This window comes from Jeotgalibacillus terrae (genome assembly GCF_016908195.1).
Taxonomy (GTDB): Bacteria; Bacillota; Bacilli; order Bacillales; family Jeotgalibacillaceae; genus Jeotgalibacillus; species Jeotgalibacillus terrae.
Window position 1 is genome coordinate 53,255 of the sequence record NZ_JAFBDK010000014.1, and the last position, 20,868, is coordinate 74,122.

The 20,868-nt window shown below is 47.5% G+C and carries 15 protein-coding genes; all 15 read right to left on the reverse strand.

Annotated elements, in window-relative coordinates:
* Nucleotides 1-59: 59 nt before the first annotated feature.
* Nucleotides 60-809 carry an SDR family NAD(P)-dependent oxidoreductase gene (locus JOD21_RS13810; protein WP_204730175.1) on the reverse strand — a complete coding sequence of 250 codons (750 nt, stop codon included), beginning with the start codon at nt 807-809 and terminating at the stop codon, nt 60-62.
* 463 nt (nt 810-1,272) lie between these two features.
* Complete coding sequence (hpf, locus tag JOD21_RS13815; RefSeq protein WP_239581598.1) at nt 1,273-1,863, reverse strand: ribosome hibernation-promoting factor, HPF/YfiA family; 591 nt, start codon at nt 1,861-1,863, stop codon at nt 1,273-1,275.
* Nucleotides 1,864-2,009: 146 nt separating this feature from the next.
* Complete coding sequence (locus JOD21_RS13820) at nt 2,010-2,993, reverse strand: aldo/keto reductase (RefSeq protein ID WP_204730176.1); 984 nt, start codon at nt 2,991-2,993, stop codon at nt 2,010-2,012.
* Nucleotides 2,990-4,498: a xylulokinase gene (gene xylB / locus JOD21_RS13825; RefSeq protein ID WP_204730177.1), complete on the reverse strand. Its 1,509-nt coding sequence runs from the start codon at nt 4,496-4,498 to the stop codon at nt 2,990-2,992. Before xylB ends, JOD21_RS13820 begins: the two co-directional genes overlap by 4 nt.
* A 57-nt stretch (nt 4,499-4,555) precedes the next feature.
* Nucleotides 4,556-5,884, reverse strand: a complete 1,329-nt coding sequence (xylA, locus tag JOD21_RS13830) for a xylose isomerase (RefSeq protein ID WP_204730178.1) — start codon at nt 5,882-5,884, stop codon at nt 4,556-4,558.
* On the reverse strand, nt 5,881-6,768 hold the full coding sequence (locus JOD21_RS13835; RefSeq protein ID WP_204730179.1) for an aldose 1-epimerase: 888 nt from the start codon (nt 6,766-6,768) through the stop codon (nt 5,881-5,883). Before JOD21_RS13835 ends, xylA begins: the two co-directional genes overlap by 4 nt.
* Nucleotides 6,734-7,384 (reverse strand): YesL family protein, encoded by a 651-nt coding sequence (locus JOD21_RS13840; protein ID WP_204730180.1) that lies wholly within the window; start codon nt 7,382-7,384, stop codon nt 6,734-6,736. Before JOD21_RS13840 ends, JOD21_RS13835 begins: the two co-directional genes overlap by 35 nt.
* Nucleotides 7,347-9,500 carry a glycoside hydrolase family 52 protein gene (locus tag JOD21_RS13845; protein ID WP_204730210.1) on the reverse strand — a complete coding sequence of 718 codons (2,154 nt, stop codon included), beginning with the start codon at nt 9,498-9,500 and terminating at the stop codon, nt 7,347-7,349. Before JOD21_RS13845 ends, JOD21_RS13840 begins: the two co-directional genes overlap by 38 nt.
* Nucleotides 9,501-9,585: 85 nt before the next feature.
* Nucleotides 9,586-10,395 (reverse strand): carbohydrate ABC transporter permease, encoded by an 810-nt coding sequence (locus JOD21_RS13850; RefSeq protein WP_239581604.1) that lies wholly within the window; start codon nt 10,393-10,395, stop codon nt 9,586-9,588.
* Nucleotides 10,396-10,500: 105 nt separating this feature from the next.
* The gene (locus tag JOD21_RS13855) at nt 10,501-11,379 is read right to left on the reverse strand and encodes a carbohydrate ABC transporter permease (RefSeq protein ID WP_204730182.1); all 879 of its coding nucleotides are present in this window, start codon (nt 11,377-11,379) and stop codon (nt 10,501-10,503) included.
* A 455-nt stretch (nt 11,380-11,834) separates the two neighbouring features.
* Nucleotides 11,835-13,136, reverse strand: coding sequence for an extracellular solute-binding protein (locus JOD21_RS13860; protein ID WP_204730183.1), 1,302 nt, complete (start codon nt 13,134-13,136; stop codon nt 11,835-11,837).
* A 116-nt stretch (nt 13,137-13,252) separates the two neighbouring features.
* Nucleotides 13,253-14,029 (reverse strand): response regulator transcription factor, encoded by a 777-nt coding sequence (locus JOD21_RS13865; RefSeq protein WP_239581600.1) that lies wholly within the window; start codon nt 14,027-14,029, stop codon nt 13,253-13,255.
* A complete protein-coding gene (locus tag JOD21_RS13870; protein WP_204730185.1) occupies nt 14,022-15,773 on the reverse strand; it encodes a histidine kinase in 1,752 nt (583 codons plus the stop codon). Before JOD21_RS13870 ends, JOD21_RS13865 begins: the two co-directional genes overlap by 8 nt.
* Nucleotides 15,774-16,362: 589 nt before the next feature.
* A complete protein-coding gene (locus tag JOD21_RS13875) occupies nt 16,363-18,543 on the reverse strand; it encodes an EAL domain-containing protein (protein ID WP_204730186.1) in 2,181 nt (726 codons plus the stop codon).
* Nucleotides 18,544-19,122: 579 nt separating this feature from the next.
* A complete protein-coding gene (locus JOD21_RS13880; RefSeq protein WP_204730187.1) occupies nt 19,123-20,811 on the reverse strand; it encodes a methyl-accepting chemotaxis protein in 1,689 nt (562 codons plus the stop codon).
* Nucleotides 20,812-20,868 lie beyond the last annotated feature (57 nt).

The window sequence follows — 20,868 nt, forward strand, 5'->3', positions numbered from 1 at the left end:
GGTGGCGCGAGAACGCAAAAGAAGTGGCAGTGCAGCCCCGATTCTAAGCACCAGCACTTTTAAACACCAAATGTTTTACCACCATTTACGTTAATATTTTGTCCTGTCACAAAATCACCTTCATCACTCGCTAAAAAACGGACCATACCAGCGATATCCTCAGGTTTCCCAAGACGCTGTAAAGGTACTCCTGCCACATAATCAGATGCACTTTCCTCTGTCACCTCACCGTGGCGCTCAACCGGAATAAAGCCCGGGTGCACTGCGTTTACAGTGATATTGTGCTTGCCAAGCTCATTCGCCCACGAGCGGGTCATGCCAATTACCGCAGACTTCGCAGTAACATAATTTGAAAACTCCGGATTTCCTAACTCCACAACTTCACTGCCAATATTAATAATCCGTCCCCACTGATTTTCTTTCATTGCCGTCATTACAGCTTTTGTGAGCAATAATGGGGCTTTCACGGTAAAATGCAGCTGATCCAGATAATCTTCCCACGTTACATCTTCAAGGGACAGCTCAGGCTGTGGACCAGTTGCGTTATTTACGAGAATCTCAATCGGCTGCTGAAAAGTCTGATTTGAAATTGTCACCAGCTTATCGACACCTTCATGACTGGTCACATCTGCCTGAATCGCAACCGCTTCCCCGCCAAAAGCATGGATCTCGCGGACAATCTCTTCTGCTTTATCCTGATTGTTATAATAATTCACGATCACTTTTGCTCCGGCTTCAGCCAGTTTGACCGCTATGCTTTTTCCAAGACCTCTTGAAGCACCTGTAACAAGAGCTACTTTATTTTTCATGTGAATCCTCCTTTTAAATTGGTGAGTGTAGGAACGAGTCTGATCCACTTCCACGTTCAGCCTGTTGCAGTATTTCTGCTCGCAGCTGCAGTGTTTCACACCTCAGCTGTCGGATACACCCGGATTTGTTGCAGTGAGACAGCCTCCAGATGTAGTGACCGCACACAACAGCTGCAGCACCTCTTCCTCTTCATGCTCTTATGAAACCAAAGGCTTGTTACCTAAGTGCATGCAAGGCGGCTTCGCTGTGCGCGGGCGTTCAATTGTTGCATATTCGCTGATAGTGGTCACATCACACTCTGTTATGGTCGGATACACCCGAATTTATGGTCGTATCCCGGGCTGCAGTGGTCGTATGAGCCGTCTTAATGGTCGCGACTGCAGATTCGGCTGCATCACCCCAGCCATCGCAGAGCACCAAAAACCCAAAAAAGAACGCCCCCTAAAGGACGTCCTCTCTCAATCAAGCTTCAGTTTCAATCAGGCCGTACTTTCCGTCTTTACGCTTGTACACGATATTTGTACCGTTTGAATCAGCGTCAGTGAAGACGTAGAAGTTGTGGCCAAGCATATTCATTTGCAGAACAGCTTCTTCGCTGTCCATTGGCTTCAGGTTGAATGTCTTTGTGCGGACAATGTCGAACTCGCTTTCGTCTCCATCGTCAGCGCCGACAGTAACCGGCTCAAGTTCTTCGATGCCATTTTCCGCGTCAACCGTTGTTGCGAAAAATTCAGGCTCATTTGTTTTTTCACGGAATTTACGATTTACTTTAGTTTTGTGCTTACGAATCTGACGCTCAAGCTTGTCGAGGATTAAGTCAACCGCTGCGTACAGATCTTCATGACGCTCTTCTGCGCGAAGAGTCAGTCTCGGCATAGGGATTGTAACCTCTGCCTTTGTCTGCTTATCGTTATACACCTTCAGGTTAACGTGAACGTTTGCATCAGGTGTATCGTTGAAATAGCGCTCTAGCTTATCGATTTTTTTCTCCACGTATTCGCGGATCGCTGGAGTTACCTCAATATTCTCGCCTCTGATATTATAATTCAACATGTGAACTCCTCCTTTGAATCTTAAAAGCTATACTACCTATTTCTCCTCTACCCTTGCTTTATCCTTCTTAACCGTAAAAGTTTTTTTAATTTTTTGTCGAAATGGTTGCGGTAAAAACTGGATTGTGTCACAATCAGACGTTTTCGTCAGTATGCACCGCGGATATGAGGGTGCACCTCTTTTACATAGAAATCATGCAGCCGGTTCAGTTCACTTTTAGAAAAAGAAGGTGTATTCAATGCCTGAAGATTCTCCTGGATCTGAGACTGATTTTTAAAACCTGGAATCGCACATGTCACTTCATCCTGATCAAGAATATAACGCAGTGCAGCACGCGCCATATTCACTCTTCCCTCAGCAATCCACTCAAGCTCTTTGGTCAGCTCCACACCCTTTTTAAAACCAAGTCCTGCAAATGTTTCACCCACATTGAACTGCTCACCATTTTCATTAAAGCGGCGGTGGTCATCCTCTTCAAACTCATGATCGAGTGAGAATTTGTTTGTCAGCAGACCGCTCGCAAGCGGCAGACGCGTAATAATGCCAACGCCCTTTTTCTTCGCCTCAACAAACAGCTCTTCTAGCGGCTTCTGACGGAAAATATTAAAGATGACCTGAAGACTTTTTACATTTGGGTTCTGCAGACAGATCAGTCCTTCTTCAACGGTCTCCACACTGACACCGTAATGACGGATTTTCCCCTTTTGCTGCAGCTCATCAAGCACGCCAAACACGCTGCCATCCTCTAAAATCTTTTGTGGCGGACAGTGAATCTGATACAGATCCATCCGCTCCCGCTCAAGACGCTTCAGACTCGCATCCAGATAAGCTTCCACCTGAGACATCTCATATGTTTTCGGATCATGAATGTCACCTGCACGGCAAAATTTCGACGCAACATGAATACTTGACTCCTGCCCCTTCGTCGCTTTTGCGAGCAGCTCCTCACTGTGGCCGTCACCATAGACATCCGCTGTATCAAAGAAATTCACCCCGCGGTCAATCGCATAATGCAGCGACTTGAGTGCCTCCTGATCATCAGACTGACCCCAGGCGCCTCCGATTGCCCATGTTCCAAAGCTGAGTTCACTTAAACTGAGTTCTGTATTACCTAACTGACGATATTTCATTTCACAACACGCTCCTTACTGTCATTCAGCATTCGACTTAATTCTTTAGTTTGATTGTACACCTGTTGATAGATGTAAAACAAATTTTTATAAGATTCTTTATTTTCCATATTCGGCACATATACCTTTTCTTCATTTAAAAAGCGTTTCGCACATTCATTTAAATGAGTGAACCAGCCGGACCCAACCGCTGCAATCATCGCAGCGCCCATTCCGGGTCCCTGTTCGGAATTCAATTTAACGATTTCCGCATTAAAAATATCAGCCTGCAGCTGCAGCCAGAAATCACTTTTCGCACCGCCTCCAATCGATACAATGCGGTCAATCTTCTTGCCGCCTTCTCTGAAAATGTGAATGGATTCATAAAGCGAAAACGTAATTCCTTCAAGTACAGCTCTCGTAAAATGGCCCCTTGAATGTCGCTGGTCCATTCCGATAAAGCTGCCGCGGATCACAGCATCAGAATGCGGCGTGCGCTCACCTGAAATATAAGGCGTAAACAGCAGCCCTTCAGCACCAGCCGGCGTCTTGGCAGCTTCTTCAATGAGCGTCTCAAACGATAATTCCGGGGCGAAATTTCGTTTATACCACGAGAGGCTGTCTCCTGCCGCAAGCGTCACGCCCATTGTATAGTAAGCGCCCGGTACGCCATGGTTAAAGTAATGGACTTTACCGTTGAAATCCAGATCGCCTCTGTCCTCATACGACAGCACAACGCCTGAAGTCCCAATGCTGCACATACTCATGCCTTCATTCAGCACACTTGATCCAATCGCACCGCACGCATTATCTGCCCCTCCGGCATACACTTTTGTATCAGCCTGCAACCCGGTTAAAGCCACAACTTCAGGAAGCAGCAAACCTGCTTCATCAGTGGAAAAAAGCAGCGGCGGACAATGTGTTTCTTCTATTTGAAAGGTACGCAACACTTCTTTACTCCATTTACCTTTTTCCACATTTAATAAAAGCGTCCCTGCAGCATCCGACAGATCCATCGCAACTTCACCTGTCATGCGGTAACGCACATAATCCTTCGGCAGCATAAACTGACTCAGCCTTCCCCAATTCTCAGGCTCATGCTTTTTCACCCACAGCATTTTCGGGAGTGTGAAGCCTTCAAGTGCAGGGTTTTTGGTCAGCGCGAGCAGCTGATCCTGTCCAAGCACCTCAACGATCTCCCGGCACTCAAGCGTCGTTCTTGTATCATTCCATAAAATAGCCGGACGGATCACTGCGCCGTCATGGTCAATCATGACAAGCCCGTGCATCTGTCCGGAAAAACTGATGCCATCGATTTTTTCATCCCCAGTCAATGAAGATGTCAGTTCCTGCAGCGCCTCATAAGTGCCCGTTACCCAGTCTTCAGGATTTTGCTCACTGTAACCTGTTTTCTCGTGCATAACAGGATATGGTCTTGACGCTTCTTTTACTACCTGACCATTACGGTTCACTAACAGCGCTTTGACTGCGCTTGTACCAAGGTCGATTCCGATAACGTAGTTCATGTTCATTCCTCCATATGTAAATCCCCCGGGACACGGGTGCTCCGGGGGACATAAATTTTAAACTCTCACCTGCGACAATGTCTCCAGCAAATACTGATTCAGAATCCCTTTCAGGCGTTCCTGTCTGCCCGACTCGTTACGGATTTCATCCAGTGACAATGCATATTGCTCAAGCGATTTCAGGTCTGCTTTACCGCTCACGATATCAAGACCTACACCTTCAGTAAATGATTTATAGCGGTTTTCAATTACCTCATCAAATACGCGGTCTTCAATGAGTTTTGCAGCGACTTTAGCGCCGATCGCAAAGCTGTCCATTCCTGCAATATGCGCTTCAAGAAGGTCTTCCTGAGCAAATGACGCACGTCTCACCTTCGCATCAAAGTTCAGGCCGCCTGACCCGAGTCCGCCGTTTTGGAAGATCTCGACCATCGCAAGCGTTGCAGCATACAAATCAGTCGGGAATTCATCCGTGTCCCAGCCAAGCAGCGTATCGCCCTGGTTTGCATCCACTGATCCAAGCATGCCGTTGATTCTTGCAAGGCGCAGCTCATGTTCAAATGTGTGGCCTGCAAGCGTTGCGTGATTGGCTTCAATATTGAATTTAAAATGATCAGCCAAATCGTATTTTTGCAGGAATGACAGGCTCGTTGCCACATCAAAATCATACTGGTGCTTCGTCGGCTCTTTTGGCTTTGGTTCGATCAGGAACTGACCTGAATACCCGATTTCTTTTGCGTAATCAAGCGCCATATGGAAAAAGCGTGCCATATTATCCATTTCAAGCTTCATATCTGTATTTAACAGCGTTTCATACCCTTCACGGCCGCCCCAGAATACGTAGTTTTCAGCGCCGAGACGCTTTGCTGTATCAAGCCCTTTTTTCACCTGGGCGGCAGCGTAGGCAAATACATCCGCGTTATTTGTCGTCGCACCGCCGTGCACGTAGCGCGGGTGCGTAAACAGATTCGCTGTGTTCCAAAGAAGCTTCGTATCCGACGTCTTCATGTATGATTCAATCAGATCCGTGATTTCATCAAAGTTTTTAAAGGATTCCTTCAGCGTGCTGCCTTCAGGTGCCACATCCACGTCATGAAAACAGAAGTACGGTACCCCGAGCTTTTCAAAAAACTCAAATGCTGCTTCAACACGTGCTTTTGCAAGATCCATCCCGCTGAAACGGTCCCACGAGCGTACCATTGTCGGCGCGCCGAACGGGTCTGTACCGTCCGCTGTGAATGTATGCCAGTAGGCAACTGAGAATCGCATCCACTCAGCCATTGTCTTCCCGTTGATCTTTTCATCAGCCTGATAATATTTAAACGCCATCGGATTTTTAGATCCTGCTCCTTCAAACTGGATATTTCCTTCATTAAAATGCGTCATTTGTCTTCCTCCTCAAATAATCTGATCTCAGCAGAAACCTCAAACGTTTCGCCGGGCTTAACCGCTTTAAATCCTGCAGCAGGATCTTGTTGTAAATGGGGTGCATTTGTGATCCATGTATAAGGTTCAGGACAGATAAATCCCTCTCCTTCATGGAAAATCACCCAAATGATAAAGGCTTCTGAAGCTTTATAATTTATCGTGATCTCCGGTCTTTTGATTGTCACAGTTCTCTGACCATTATCCGTATAGGCATCATCGAGCATGACCTGATCAAGCGATTCCGGCAGTGTCGCGTCACTTCTTTTTCCGGTCGGCAGGTTACGTTCGTTCAGCTCCCACTGTTCTTTTACAGAAGCTGTGAATTGATCTGTCCCCGCATCAAATAAAAAGCTTGTATGCCATCCGAAACCTGCAGGCATATCGCGCTCACTTAAATTCTTGATCCGGCAGCGCTTGATCAGCGTGTCACCTGACAGTTCAAAATCGAGTTCCACTGTAAAGTGATGCGGGAACCCTTCATAAATTTCAGGATGATCTCCACTGTCAAACCTTGCTGTCAGCAACGTATCTGAGTGGCTGATGACGCTGAACGGACGGTCGCTAACAAAGCCATGGATATGGTTGTTCAGATCAGTTTCATTTAACGGCAGACTATAGTCCGTTCCGTTAAAATGGAATGTGCCGTCTTCAATCCGGTTTGGCGGAAACAGGGCTGGCGTGCCAAACAATATTTTTTTCTTTTCGTATGCTTCCTTACTTGAGGGAGCGCGGAGCACTTCTGTTGAACCCTTTTTCAGGGACATCATATTTGCGCCTTCAGACGGCACGATTGTTGCGGTTAAATGTTCATTTTGAAGTGTGACTGTATGAAACCATTCCATTTTGAAGCGCCTCCTTTTTCCTGCTGATCTGGAGGAATCGATTGTAGGCCGGGACCATCAGTGCAACGGCAAATGTGACGAGTCCGAAAAACGGAAACAGGGCAGGCATTGCCACAAATAATAGAACCAGTGCCGCTGCGCTGAATACCATGAGAAGCGTGTGCAGCGGACTGACGAGTGCAATGAGCGCAGCCTGTTTAACCATTTGCACAAAGCTGAGCTCATAATGAACCCATACCGGAAACAGATAAAGCGCCACGCCGCCTGCCAGTGCGATAAAAAGCACAACCGCTGTAAACTGCACAGGGTGGACGGCTTCCTGCACCAGCAGGTACACCGCCTGCGCGCTAAGCAAAAGGAGTACGGCCGTAAACAGTACCATCGGCTTCCACGATTTCCTGCAGGATGTGATGAATGTAGTATGGAAAGTGTACCACGTTTTCAGATCCACCTCGCCTCTCAGCCATTTTCTTACAACGGTAAATGCGGCGATCGCAGCGGGCACAGCAGTGATGCCGAGCCCTGCGATCAGATAAGCGAGCCAGATCAGATTCAGCCAGGCGCCTTTGGTGATCCATTCACATAGTGTGTACAGCCCGTTCATGGTCTTTTCCATGAACCTCATCTCCTTTAGATTCATCAAGCCATAAAATACTTGTCACGCCGCGCGGATAATATTTACTTCCTGCGATCTCACCGTTAATAATCTGGTCACTCCAGCTCCAGAAAGAAAGCTCAGGATGCGTCAGCCACTTCACGTGTGCTGCATCTGCAGAGGAATCAACATCTTTCCCCATAATTTCCCGGGCAATAAACTGACACAGGTAGATCTTACTCAGCCACGAGTTACCGCTTGTCGACGAAAGCTTCCACCCGCCATCATCAAACAGGCAGATCCCTTTTTTCAACACTGCTTCATAATGCGTATCAAGTGCGCTTAAATATTCTTTAAACGGTCCATCTTTTTCAAGCGCTTTTTCAAGTCCAAGCACATAAGGGAAAATCAGTCCTTCAATGGCTGGTATAATTTTCGAATCATTATTCTCACCCATAACAGCCGGAATATAACCGTCAGACGTTGCAAATGAAACCATCGTAGCGGCCGCTTTTTCAGCCTGGCTGTACGCTTCATCCGCAGCGTCACGGTCTCCTGTATCGTTTAACATCTGTTCAAGCGCAAGGTAGGCAGCCCACGTTTTGCCGGCAAGGTACAGGTTGTTTCTTGACTGACCAAGTGATACGTCAAGGCTGTCGTATGTTGTAATCTCAGCGCCGCCCATTGTTCTCGAAGAATCAAGTGCCATAATGCCGTTGCGCTTATCAGGGTCCGGATGATCACGATTCATCAGACTTTCAAGACAGTCTTTAACGATCTGTTCATTTTGCTTCAGCCAGGTCTGATCGCCCGACTGCTTTACATACACTGCAGCCGTCAACACCCAGTTCACCAACTGCTCATGCGTCATATGCGAGAAGCAGCCATCAATGCCGTACAGCTCATAAGACGAGTAACCCGGTCTAGAAAAGGTATTCGCGACGCCCATGTCGTGCGTGAAGCTGATTCCGCCCGGATACGTCTTCTCTTCACCGGGGAACCTCACTTCATCGCGGTAGCTGTAGCGGTCAATAAATAAATCAAGTTCATTTTTCACCGTCCATGGATTCATCTTCATTTCAAAAAACAGCTGATCTACTGTCAGGTCAAACGTATTCATCATGCGGTACTCGCCCTCGTTTACAACCCAGAGCGGTTTATCATCCTGCATTAAAAACTGTGTGCAGCCAAAATAACTTCTGATCGCATGATTCATCATAAACCGCTGATCCTCGGTTAAATGGTCAGCTTCAGTCAGCTGATTCGCTGCAACTGCACGCTCTTTTAACGTGTCGAAATGGTCATGTGAATATGCTGCGACTTCTTCAATCGAATCAAACAGCTTCGTATAATAATAGCTGCTCTTCATGCCTGCAGTAATATTCCCATCACGGTAAAAGCTGATGACTACGTCAAGCGTCTTTTTCTCACCCGCAGGCACATCCACAAGCAGTGTCCCTACAGTTCCGAGGCCAAACGCCCAGTTTTCTTCATGCGGATCTGTCAGGATATTTTCAAGGCTGAAGTGCATGGCAGAATGCGCATCAGGATCCGTTGTGGTGACAGCTGTGAATGTGCCCTGACCAAATCCTTTTGCATCCATCGTGTCATCAAGCTTTCTGACAGATGTATAAGGATCAGTGCCCTGGTAGCCAAAAAACGCGCGTCGCGTGCGGCTGCCTTTTGTATTATCAATCGTCAGTGTTGCGAGCACACTTGGTACAATGACCATTTTCAATTCATCCGCATCCGCTTTCTCAGGATCCGGAACACTTTCTGCTTTTGAATAAATCGTCAGTTCCATATCGCCTGCTTTAAATTTATCTGTGCCAAGCTTGAATTCTCTTGTGATATCCTCTTTTGCAAACTGATGAAGGATTTTCGGCTTATCAGGATCCGGATCCATGTTTTCTATGTCATACCGCTTACTTTCCTCTTCAGTCAGCTGATGGAAAAACGGAAAAGCATCATAATGTCCTTCCCTTTCAGCCGACTCAAGCCCAATATATACATTCTGCGCCGGAGAACGTCCAAGCTCCACATCGAGCCCGCCCCCTGCACCCGGGAACCCAAGCGTAAAACTTGAAAACGCCCCGATCGGTGAATGATGCGCGTTGAAAAATTGATTCATGTAGATCATCCTTTCTTCGTTATGTAGTGAAGACCCGGGACAGTCCCTGGTCTTCGGTGGTGCGTAGACCCGGGTCAGACCCGCTTCTACGCTACCCCTTCACTGACCCGGCTGAAATCCCTTCAACAATCCGGTCGCTCAGGAAGATGAATGCGATCAGAATTGGCAGGATGCTGATGACGAGCGTTGCCCCGATTGCACCCCAGTCAGTTGAGTATTGTCCGATAAAGTTCTGGATACCGACTGTCAGCGTTTTGAACTGATCAGCACTGATGAATGTGTTGATAAAAACGAACTCATTCCAGTTATAGATCATGTTGATAATTGCAGCCGTTGCAATCACAGGCGCTGTCATTGGCAGTGTGATACCGAAGAAAATCCTGTGGACAGATGCCCCGTCCATCACAGCCGCTTCTTCCACTTCACGCGGCAGCACCTGATAAAACCCGTACAGTATCATGATCGTAATCGGCAGGTTAAATGCCGTGTACGTCAGGATGATCGACAGTGGATGATTGATCAGATCCAGATTTGAAAAAGTATTAAAGAGTGGAATTAACGTCGAGTGGACCGGGATCATTAACCCGACCATAAACAGCCCCAGAAACAGACTGCTCTTTTTCCACTTCATTCTTGTCAAAGCGAATGTGGCCATACTCGCGAAAAGGATCGTCAGCACAACAGCTGAGCCTGTATAGAGCACGCTGTTAAAGAAATACTGGCCGATGTTTCCTTCCGTCCATACTCTGATATAGTTTTCCCATCTTGGAGTGGCCGGCAGGGCGAATGGTGACAGTTCGAATACTTCCTGATTGTTTTTCAGTGAAAATAGCACGAGCCATACGAGCGGGAAAATCTGAAAGACGCCGACGATCGCGAGCACGATATATAAAAGCGTCATGCTGATCGTGTGTCTGATTTTCCCTTTTTGTTGTTCAGCAGCTTTTTGGCGTGCCAATGCGGTCTGTTTTTCAGTTAATGCTTCATTTCGCATAAAGCAGCCTCCTTAATATTGAATATCTTCATCGGATACTGTGACTTTTCGGATCAGCCATGTAATCAGCAGACAGATCACCAGCAGGAAGAACCCAATGGCACTTGCATAGCCGAAGTCAAAACGGCTGAATGCCTGACCGTACATGTATGACGCCATCACTTCACTTGCGCCGTTTGGACCACCGTTTGTCATGACATAAATCAGATCAAAATATTTCAGTGACCCGACTACTGCAAGTACGATCGTCACTTTGATTACGTTCATAATCAGTGGCACTTTGATCTTCCATGCAATATCCCAGGCACTTGCGCCGTCAATTTTTGCAGATTCAACAAGTGACTCAGGGATATTTTTCAAAGCAGCGTAGTAAATGAGGATATAAAACCCTGCATACTGCCAGATGATCGGGATGAAAATTGCAAACAGCGCAAGCGACGGTTCTGCCAGCCAAGCCGGCGGATTTTCAATGCCAATCGAAATCAATAGTGTGTTTAAGATTCCGTTTGTCGGATGATAAATTTTCATCCAGAGCTGCGCAATCGCGACAGATGCGAGCAGCATTGGAACGAGATAGATTTTTCTGAGAAAGTTCGCACCCTTGATCTTGCCTGCAAGCACAAGTGAAATCAGCAGATAGCCGATCAGGCTGAGTGCTGAAAATACTGCGAGCAGCAAAGAGTGCCACGCACTATCCCAAAACGCTGCGTCCTGGATCAACAGCGTATAGTTTTCAAGGCCGATAAACGACATCTCCCCAATCCCGTTCCATTCCATCAGACCAAAATAACCTGTCTGGAAAATCGGAATATACACAAGCGCGAGCAGCAAAAGCAGCCCAGGCGCAAGGTAAAGAGCAATCATCTTCTTACTGGATAAAGCCTGATCCATACGATCATTCCTTTCGTAGTGTTGAGCGTTGTGCATTTGAAGTGGGCTGGTGATTTCCGCTGCAGGGGGAACGCTTTCCGCAGGGCGTGCGGTGAGCCTCCTCGCGCTTCGCGCTGTGGGGTCTCACCTGTCACGCTTCTCCTGCTGGAGTCGTCCCCCTTCCGCTCCAATCACCAGCTGTGCTAAAACAAAATTGGATTTTAATATGTCTGATTTCAAATCCAGCATCCCCTTACATTCCACAGTGTAAGATCGGCGGGGACTCCGGGACGATTAGCGGGATAGCCGAGACCCCGCAGCCGGAGGCGAGGAGGCTTGGCGACCGCCGTCCGGAAAGCCTTCGCCTGGAACGCCGATCTTGCGCCCGCTTCTCAGGAAACCCGATTTTCGCGTAAAAGAAAAGACATACCCAAAACTGGTGATATGTCTTCTCTTATCGTCAGCAAAGTCAGCGCCTACTCAGCGGCTAGGGCTTCTTCGTGCTGTTTGACAAAGTCTGCCGGTGTGACTTCATTTCCGTACAGTGACTGGATCAGGTTCAAGTGCGTTTCAGCAACGCCAGCACTCATCTGCACATCTGCAAACAGCGTCAGGTTACTTGAATTCCCAAGCTCATCAAGCACATCAATATACATCTCAGGCAGGTCAACGGATTCAGTGTTCACAACCGTTGCCGGAATGACCCCAGCATCCGTTACAGAGCGCTCGCCCCACTTTTCAACAAAGAACTTAACAAATTCTTTTGCTTCGTCCTTTACTTCAGAGTTTTCAGAGACGAATAACCCTACACCAGGTCCGCCAACCCAGCTGTCGATATCGCCTGCTCCGCCTTCAACTTCAGGAAACTTGAAGAATCCGATATTGTCGCGGAACTCCTGCGGTACGTCTTCATTCGTTGTATAGTTCGGCAACTCCCATGTACCCATCAGATACATTGCAGCGTTACCATTCATGAATTCAGATTTACCTTCATCATTTGATAATCCGTTGAATCCTTTGTTAAATGCATTTGCATCCACAAGCCACTGAATTTCCTCTGCAGCCTGTTCAAGTGCCGGATCTTCAAATGATCCTTCGCGGTTGATCGCTTGCGTCAGCACTTCAGGTCCACCAAAACGGTCAGCCAGATACATGTACCAGAGTGAGCCTGTCCAGCGGTCTTTATTCCCGAGTGCGATCGGTGCAACGCCCGCTGATTCAAGGTCTTCTACCACCTGCTTAAATTCTTCATACGTTTCAGGAACTTCAATGCCATGCTCTTCAAAAATCGCTTTATTGTAGTAAATTGGCGCAATATTTAACTCAAGCGGCAGTCCGTAAGTCTGGTCATCAATTGCATAAGCTTCAGTTGTACCCGCTACGAACTGATCCTGCAGACCGTCATCAAGTACATCATCAAGCGGTGCGAATAATTCACCTTCGACAAACGGCTGAAGGTAACCTGCTGCCCACGTTACGCCGACATCCGGCAGGTCATTGGATGATGAAAGAACTTTGATTTTATTTTTATACTGTTCATTTTCAAGTACTTCTGTTTCGATTGTGACACCCGGGTTTGCTTCTTCATACTCAGCAATAATGTCTGATGCGATCATATTGTGCTGCTTCGAACTTCCCGATGGCCAGAGGTGCATGAACTTTACAACTTTTTCACTTTCTGATGCAGTACCGCTTGCTTCTTCCCCCGATGAACATCCGGCCATAATCAGTGCAGCTGTCATGGCAGCCGCCGAAAATGTTAACGCTTTCTTTTTCATGTAATGTGTTCCCCCTTTGTTTGTTTGGAGCTGACTTAAGTGTAGCACCGGTATCTTTTGGCCGGTAGGTCACACTCATTGGGGAAAATTCCACTTTGATTAGATCGAATTTTCAGTCAGTTATGATGCTTTCTGAACCTGCCAGGCGTTATCCCTTCGTACTCTTTAAAAATCTTATTAAAATATTTCGCCGTCTGATAACCGGCCGATTCTGCAATATCCGCAACCGGCATAGACGTTGTTAAAAGGAGATGCTTCGCCTTTTGCAATCTTTTACGCGTGACATATTCACTAAATGTCAGACCCGTCTGCTCTTTGAAAATGACGCTGAAGTAACTCGGATTCAAGTGTACGTGCTCTGCTACTTCCCTGATTGTCATCTGCCGGTCCATATGGTTGTCAATATAATCTCTGCCCGCCTGCACAGGTGAGGTCATCTGTTTTTGGTCCTGTTCAAGACCGGTCAGCGAATGATCCGCTGCTTTTTGCATAATGCCTGCACGCTCCTCGGAAAATTCTTTTTCAAGTGCCTCTTCAACCGACTGAATCAGTTTTTTCTTTTGCACAGGCTTCACCAGATAATTCAGCACGCCAAGTCTGATCGCCGTCTGCGCAAACTCAAATTCAGAATGCCCGGACAGAATAAGTGATACCGGTTTTTGACCGAGCCGCTGAATTTCTTCAATCAGCTCGAGCCCTGTCATTTCAGGCATACAGATATCCGTCACGATCACATGTACCTTTTCCTGCTGCGCTGTCTGAATTGCTTCTTCTGCTGAACCAGCCGAGCGTATCATATATCTACCGTCAGCCCAGACTTCAAGCGACTTCGTCAGTCCGCGCAGCGTTGTTTCCTCGTCATCCACCAGTAAAATCGTTCTCTCTTTATCCAAGACGCTCACCCTTTGATTCGTAATATGGCAATTCAAAGTACACCATGGTTCCCTTTCCTTCGACACTATCAATCTGAAGGCCGCTCGTGCCATGCCCTTCAAAATGCAGCAGCAGTCTGTGATGCACATTCGCAAGCGCGACGCCGTTCCCCCGTTTAGATGAAATGCCTTCAGCCTTCATCGCTTCAGTCACCTGAGTCAGCAGCTGATCTGACATACCCGGACCGTCATCACTGACCATCACAAGCACACGATCCGCTCCCACTTCAGCTACTTCAATCTTAATTTCACCCGGCTTCACTTTTCCTTCAATCCCATGCATAATTGCATTTTCAACGAGCGGCTGAATCATGAGCTTTGGGATCTGAATCGACTTCACCTGATCCGGCAGCACGATTTTCCATGTGAGCCTGTCCCCAAAACGCATCTTCATCACAGACATATAGCGCTCTGCGTGATCAAGCTCCTCCTGAAGCGTTACCCACTCATTCTTTTTCTGACCATTTGAAATCGTATAGCGGAACAGTTCGGACATTGTCACCACATGCTCAGCCAGCTCACTCTCCTCTTTTTCCTCTAAAAGCCAGTACAGCGCATTCAGTGTGTTGAAAAGAAAATGCGGATTAATCTGCGCCTGAAGCGCTTTCAATTCTGCCCGGTTTTGAATAATTTCTTTCTCATACACAACCTGTATCAGATGGTTCGTTTGCTCAACCATCTGGTTATACGTCTGATTCAGTTCATTAATCTCAATTGACGATGACCTGATCTTATTTTTCTGAAGATGACCTTCACGCGCTTTTTTCATCGTTTCAGTCAGTTTGAAGATCGGCTTTGTAATAACTGTTGAAAAGCCGTATGACGCCGCACCGAATATCAACATGCCTAAAAGCGCTGACAGTAAAATAATCAGCCCGAGCACACTCGCACCTGAAGCGAGCGCGGTCATCGGCGTGGCAATATAAGTTGTCCACCCAGTCACAGGCGAGGTCTCCTGCACGAGAATATGTTCTTCTCCATCCAGACTTACCCGTTGCTCACCTTCCTGATCAAGCAGTGCCTCCGCAAAATTTGTATTCGTCGTAATCACATTATCGTTCGAATCGGCAAGCACCTTCGCATCCCTATCCTCAGTACGCTCTCCGTCAGAGAACTTGAAATAATTCGGATCAATTCTGATCACCAGATACCCGCCGCTTGCAAAACTCCGCTCAATCAGACTGATCCGCCTGATCGCAAGCAGCGAACCCGGGTACTCCGGATCCTGCCCGACCCAGATCTGGCGCCCCTTCTCATAATCCGCACGCACCACCCAGTACGGCGCGATCCTGTCATACAAATATGTATCATCTAACGGAAACAGCCGCTGATTCTCAGCACTATACATCTCAAACGACTGAATCCCGTCCGAATACGCCTGAAACGTATTTCCGATCGTTAAAAGCGACTGCCGCTGCTGAAACGTCGCCTCCTCCCCGTCATATAAACGGGTGAGGAGCTGCTGCACAGACTGATTCGTCGCTACCTGATTCGTTAACAAATCAATCTGACCATAAAGCGTATCCGTCTTCCCCGATGCCTGAACCGCAGTCTGCTTCAACTGGCGCTCCGCATTATCGCGCAGAATCTGTCCGCCAAAATAATAAGTCGACACCGCCACAAAGCCCAGCACAATCACCATCACAATCAAAAAAACAATCAAAATCTGATTCCGAAGCGTATTATACTTCCCCAGCCTCTGCACCCAAAGTCCCCCTTTCACACATTTTTCATCTACTGTAACAGACTATTTCGAAATGCGGAATAGGAGGGAATTGGAAAAAGAGTGAAGATGGGGGACAGTCCCGGGTCTTCAGAGGGGTGACAGTGCAACCATTTCCGGCGTCACGACCATTGATTGAGCTGATACGACCATTGCGGCCGCCGACGCCACTAAAAATCCGGGTGTATCCGACCACTGTGCGGTGCCACACGACCATAACTGAGCAGAATACAACCACAAGTCATTAGCCTGGGACCGCGAAGCCGCCCTTCATGCACTTGAGAAACAAGCCTTTAGTTTCTTAAGGGCATTACGAGGGTGTGGCGGGGGACTGGGATGTGCGGATGTGACACCCGATTGTGCATACACGACCTTCGCCGGCGTATATACGACCTCCAATCCGGGTGTATCCGAGCTTCACACGGTGCAATACGACCTTCGCAAGCACATATATGACATTCAGGCCCTCCACAAAGACTGGCCGTCCATTTCGCCACAACGCAAAAAAGCGAAGACCTAAGTCTCCGCTTCTCACCCGCCTGGTACGTAGAGGCGGGTCAGACCCTCACTACTACCCCCGAAAATACTCCAACGCCTCTTCCTTAAAATACGGATAGATCGGGTTATAAGGATGTTCTTTCAGATGCACCTGCAAGTCGTGCAGGGCTGAAATGAGTTTGTCCCGATCATTTTCTTTGATGAGGAATTCCACACCATAGCTGTAGAGATGATTTTTGAGTTCATCTTTTCTTCTGCACTGACCCGTCATTTCAAACAGTTTCCCATTTATTTCGAAGCTGAATTTCATCATGACGTCCTGCCTGATTGGGAGCTCCATTTTCCCCGTAAAGGAGAGTCCGCCACCGCCGATATCGTCAATCAGAATCGGTGTATTACCAATAGACAGCGGCCGCCCGGCAAGCTGTGTGATCGTCATGGCACCGGTCATTTTGTATGGTAGCTTGATCCTGAAATACTGACGTCTATTTTCCACAACCAGCTGACCGCCTGCGTAGACGGGTTTCAGCACACGTTTCGCGAAAATCTTCCGGATATTTTCAGCGGAAACAGGTTTACTGTAGATGTAGCCCTGAATATAATCGCAGCCGCGCTCCTGAAGCCAGCGCAGTGCAACAGGTTCTTCGACGCCTTCAGCTGTGACTTTCAGGTCAAGGTCCTGCGCCATTTGAATAATAGCGTTTGTGATTGCCATATTTTCAGGCCCGTCAAGCAGACTGCCGATAAATTCACGATCGATTTTCAGTGTCTGCACCTGAAATTCTTTCAGGTGAAACAGTGACGAAAATCCTGTTCCAAAATCATCTAGCGCAATACGGAAACCTTTTTCCCCCAGCTGAGCAATCACTTCTGCAACGCGGTCCGAGTTTTCAACAAATGATGATTCCGTCAGCTCAAAATTAATAAGTGACGGATCGACATTGTAGGTTCTGAGCGGTGTAATCATCCGCTCAAGCGTGTCGAACTGCAGAAAACTTTTAGCAGAACGGTTCACTGAAATTGGCACGAGCGGCACCTTCTGACGGCGCCACAAATCAAGATTTCTGCACACTTCTTCAAGCACCCAGTTATCGATGTCCGCGATCAGGCCATTCATTTCAGCTAAATTCAAAAATTCATCCGGTGACAGCAGCCCCCATTCAGGGTGGTTCCAACGAATCAGCGCCTCTGCCCCTACAACCATGTTCCGGTCCGCTTCCACAATCGGCTGGAACTTCAATTCGAACTGGCCTTCTTTTACAGCTTTAAATAAATCACGGTCAAGCGAGATTCGTTTATATGTATCAAGACTAAGATCCTTAGAGTGAACCATATAGGAATTTACACCGGATTCAATCGCATAGTAAAGTGCTTTATGTACATTCTGAATCAGCGCACCAGGCGTATTACCGTCCTCCGGAAACGCAGCTGCACCAACAAACCCTGTAAAATACAGTTCAAGCTTATCCACAATAATCGGATACTGAATCCCATCAATCAGTTCCCGGCACAATTTGACTGCTTCGTCATCATCAAGCTGCCGATCATATACATAAATAAATTCATTCTTCCTCACATGATAGATTTTCGCACGCTCCTGATTCAGCACCTCAAGCAGCTGCGCCATTTTTCTGACCGCTTCCTCACCGGTTTGACGACCGATTACATCAGCCACAAGCGTCATCCGGTCAAGCTTTAACGAGAACACGGTAAACGGTTTCCCCTGCGCCATCTTCTCTTTCAAATCTTTATTCAAACGCTTCTGATTCGGCAGACCCGTCAGCGTTTCATGCTCCGCCTCATAAGCATCCCTCAGTTCGCGCTCCTTCTCCTCAGTGATATCAAGCACCAGTCCATAAATGCCGACCAGCTCACCAGCCTCGTCCAATTCCGGGATCACCCGGTCATTTACCCAGCGGAGATTATCCGACCTGTCTTTGATCTGATACTGACTTTGAACAGGCTTTCCCAATTTTAATTGCTTCTGGTTTTCAAGGTATAAATGATGGTACTCTTTTGGCACCAGATGCTCCCACTTCAGTTCATCCCTTAAAAACATCTCTGCCGGATAACCGCAAATCTTTTCAATACTTGGGGTACAGCTTGTCACAAGTCCTGTCTGAATATCAATCGCCCAAAGCGCAGCCTTCGCAAAAACACCTAACTCATTTAAATGCTTCTCCTCCACAGTAAACGACAGATCAGCAGCCGTAGCCGCCGTCTCATCTCTCTTCAAGCGATCAAAGAACCCCATTGCCATACCCCCCAGACCATTGTTAAGACTATTATAAAGCATATGTAAGAAAATAGGGAGGTTTGTCGGATAATATTTTTGAAAATTGTGATAAAAGGAGTGGTTAGTGAAGACCCGGGACTGTCCCAGGTCTTCAGAGGTGGCGCTGCGACCGATTTCGGCGTCACGACCATTGACTGAACTGATACGACCACTGCGGCCGTTGACACGACTATAAACCCGGGTATATCCGACCATTGAGCAGCGCGATACGACCACAACTGAGCATCACACGACCACAAGCCAGCAGTCGAGAACAGCGAAGCCGCCCTGAATGCCCTGCGGAAACAAGCCTCTAGTTTCTTAAGGGCATCACGAGGGTATATCGCTGCACTCAGTAGCTTGGCTCACTGCAACGTAACCACATTTCACTACACCTACGAGCTGTTTCACTGCAACAAACCCGGGTGTATCTTACAGCTGCTCGGGCCAGACACGACACCTACCAGCCAAAATACAACAACCACCCCCTGATTCTGACCCAGCTCCTCCCTCAAAACAAAAACCCGGAAGCTATCATAGCCCCCGGGTCCGACATCATTAATGATTCAACTTAAATTTTCTAACCTCAACAGCCAACTCCTCAGCCAGTCCCGCCAGCTCATCTGCACTTGCAGAAATCGTCTCCATCGTGCTGAGCGACTGCTCGCTCGATGCTGCAGCTTCCTCAACACCAGCTGCTGATTCTTCAGAAATAGACGCGATTTCCTGCACGCTTGCATTCATCGTCTGACTGCTGCCGGAGATGTCATCAAGGTTTTCTGAAATGCGGTCAACCATATGAATCATTTCTTTAATTGAACCATTGATCTCATTGAACTTCTCACCTGTCACCGCAATCTGCTGTGTACCGGCATTGACTTCTTCATAGCCCTGCTCAAGTGATCCGACCACGTTACGTGACTCTGACTGAATCCCGCTAACAAAGCCGGTAATATCATTGACTGAATTCGATACCTGCTCAGCCAGTTTACGTACTTCATCCGCAACGACCGCAAACCCTTTACCCTGCTCACCTGCACGTGCTGCTTCGATCGCTGCATTTAACGCTAAAAGGTTGGTCTGTTCAGCAATATCACGAATCACACCGACAAGCTTCGTGATTTCATTCGTCTGTTCATCCAGCCCGCGCACTTTGCCAACTGCCTCAGTCATTACCTGATCGATAATCATCATCTGTTGAATGGATGACTCCATCATCTGAGAGCCTTCCTCAGCGCTCGACATCACATTGCGTGAACGCGTTGAAATCGCCTGGCTCTGGGCATTTGTTTCCTGAATCTTGGCTGTAAATCCATCCATCGTTTCTGAAAGCGTCCCTGCATTTACCGCCTGCGCTTCTGTTCCCGATGAAATTTCCTGCATCGTCACAGCAATCTGCCTGCTCCCGCCCTGCACTTCATTGGCCGACTGCTTGAGGTCCGTGCTATGGGAAGACACAAGATCAGTAGCTGTAGCAATTTTTTGAATAACCGCCAGCAGTTCTTCCTGCATCTGATTCGTCGCAGTCACAAGAGAACCAATCTCATCTTTTTGCTTAAATGTCAGCGGCTCGTGGTTTAAGTCCCCGCCTGCAACGGCTGTCATTCTGTCAGATACTTTTCTCAGCGGATTCGCAATCGCTCTGCCGACAAGAATCCCAAGTACAATCGCTGCCAGCAGTACAACTCCTCCGATGATAAAAATGATCATTCTGTTAAGCTGGTACGTCTGCTTATTCTCATTATTCAGCCGCTCTGCCAGCTGCAGATTATGTTCTTTTAATTCGCGCAGACTTCCCTGAGACTTGGCAAACAGAAGACTTCCTTCACCCAGTAAAGCATCTGTCGCATCAGGATTCGCATCTTCAATCAGTGTAATATTATTTTCCACAAGCTCTGTAAACGCACTCCAGTCCTGTTCAAACGCATCAATCAGTTCTGTATTTTTTTGATCTGTTGACGCTTCTCTCATTGTGCCGATCAGCTGATCAACCTCCTGCAGATTCCCCTGTGCGGCACTGATCATATCTGCCTTCTCAGTCAGAATCGCCCCGTAGATCTGCACCCTCGTGTTTTCAGTCAGCTGACCAAGCTCGATCAGTTTCGTCACCGGCACCATCCGGCTGTCATACAATTCTTCCCCGTTTTTGCTGACCTCTTGTAAAGACATCAGACTCACCCCGGCAAGCACAAGTACAAGTCCCGCAATCAGTAAATAAGACACGATCAATTTCCCTTTAATCTTCACAATCCTGACCCCTTTTTCAGCTTAATTTCTTTGTTTTATGTAAAAATCAGTTTTGTA

Bases quoted from the DNA above. Each gene is read 5' to 3' on its own strand.
- JOD21_RS13855 (WP_204730182.1), bottom strand. From the start codon at position 11,379: ATGGATCAGGCTTTATCCAGTAAGAAGATGATTGCTCTTTACCTTGCG.
- JOD21_RS13840 (WP_204730180.1), bottom strand. From the start codon at position 7,384: ATGGAAAAGACCATGAACGGGCTGTACACACTATGTGAATGGATCACC.
- hpf (WP_239581598.1), bottom strand. From the start codon at position 1,863: ATGTTGAATTATAATATCAGAGGCGAGAATATTGAGGTAACTCCAGCG.
- xylB (WP_204730177.1), bottom strand. From the start codon at position 4,498: ATGAACTACGTTATCGGAATCGACCTTGGTACAAGCGCAGTCAAAGCG.
- JOD21_RS13860 (WP_204730183.1), bottom strand. From the start codon at position 13,136: ATGAAAAAGAAAGCGTTAACATTTTCGGCGGCTGCCATGACAGCTGCA.
- JOD21_RS13810 (WP_204730175.1), bottom strand. From the start codon at position 809: ATGAAAAATAAAGTAGCTCTTGTTACAGGTGCTTCAAGAGGTCTTGGA.
- JOD21_RS13875 (WP_204730186.1), bottom strand. From the start codon at position 18,543: ATGGGGTTCTTTGATCGCTTGAAGAGAGATGAGACGGCGGCTACGGCT.
- JOD21_RS13820 (WP_204730176.1), bottom strand. From the start codon at position 2,993: ATGAAATATCGTCAGTTAGGTAATACAGAACTCAGTTTAAGTGAACTC.
- JOD21_RS13850 (WP_239581604.1), bottom strand. From the start codon at position 10,395: ATGACGCTTTTATATATCGTGCTCGCGATCGTCGGCGTCTTTCAGATT.
- xylA (WP_204730178.1), bottom strand. From the start codon at position 5,884: ATGACGCATTTTAATGAAGGAAATATCCAGTTTGAAGGAGCAGGATCT.
- JOD21_RS13835 (WP_204730179.1), bottom strand. From the start codon at position 6,768: ATGGAATGGTTTCATACAGTCACACTTCAAAATGAACATTTAACCGCA.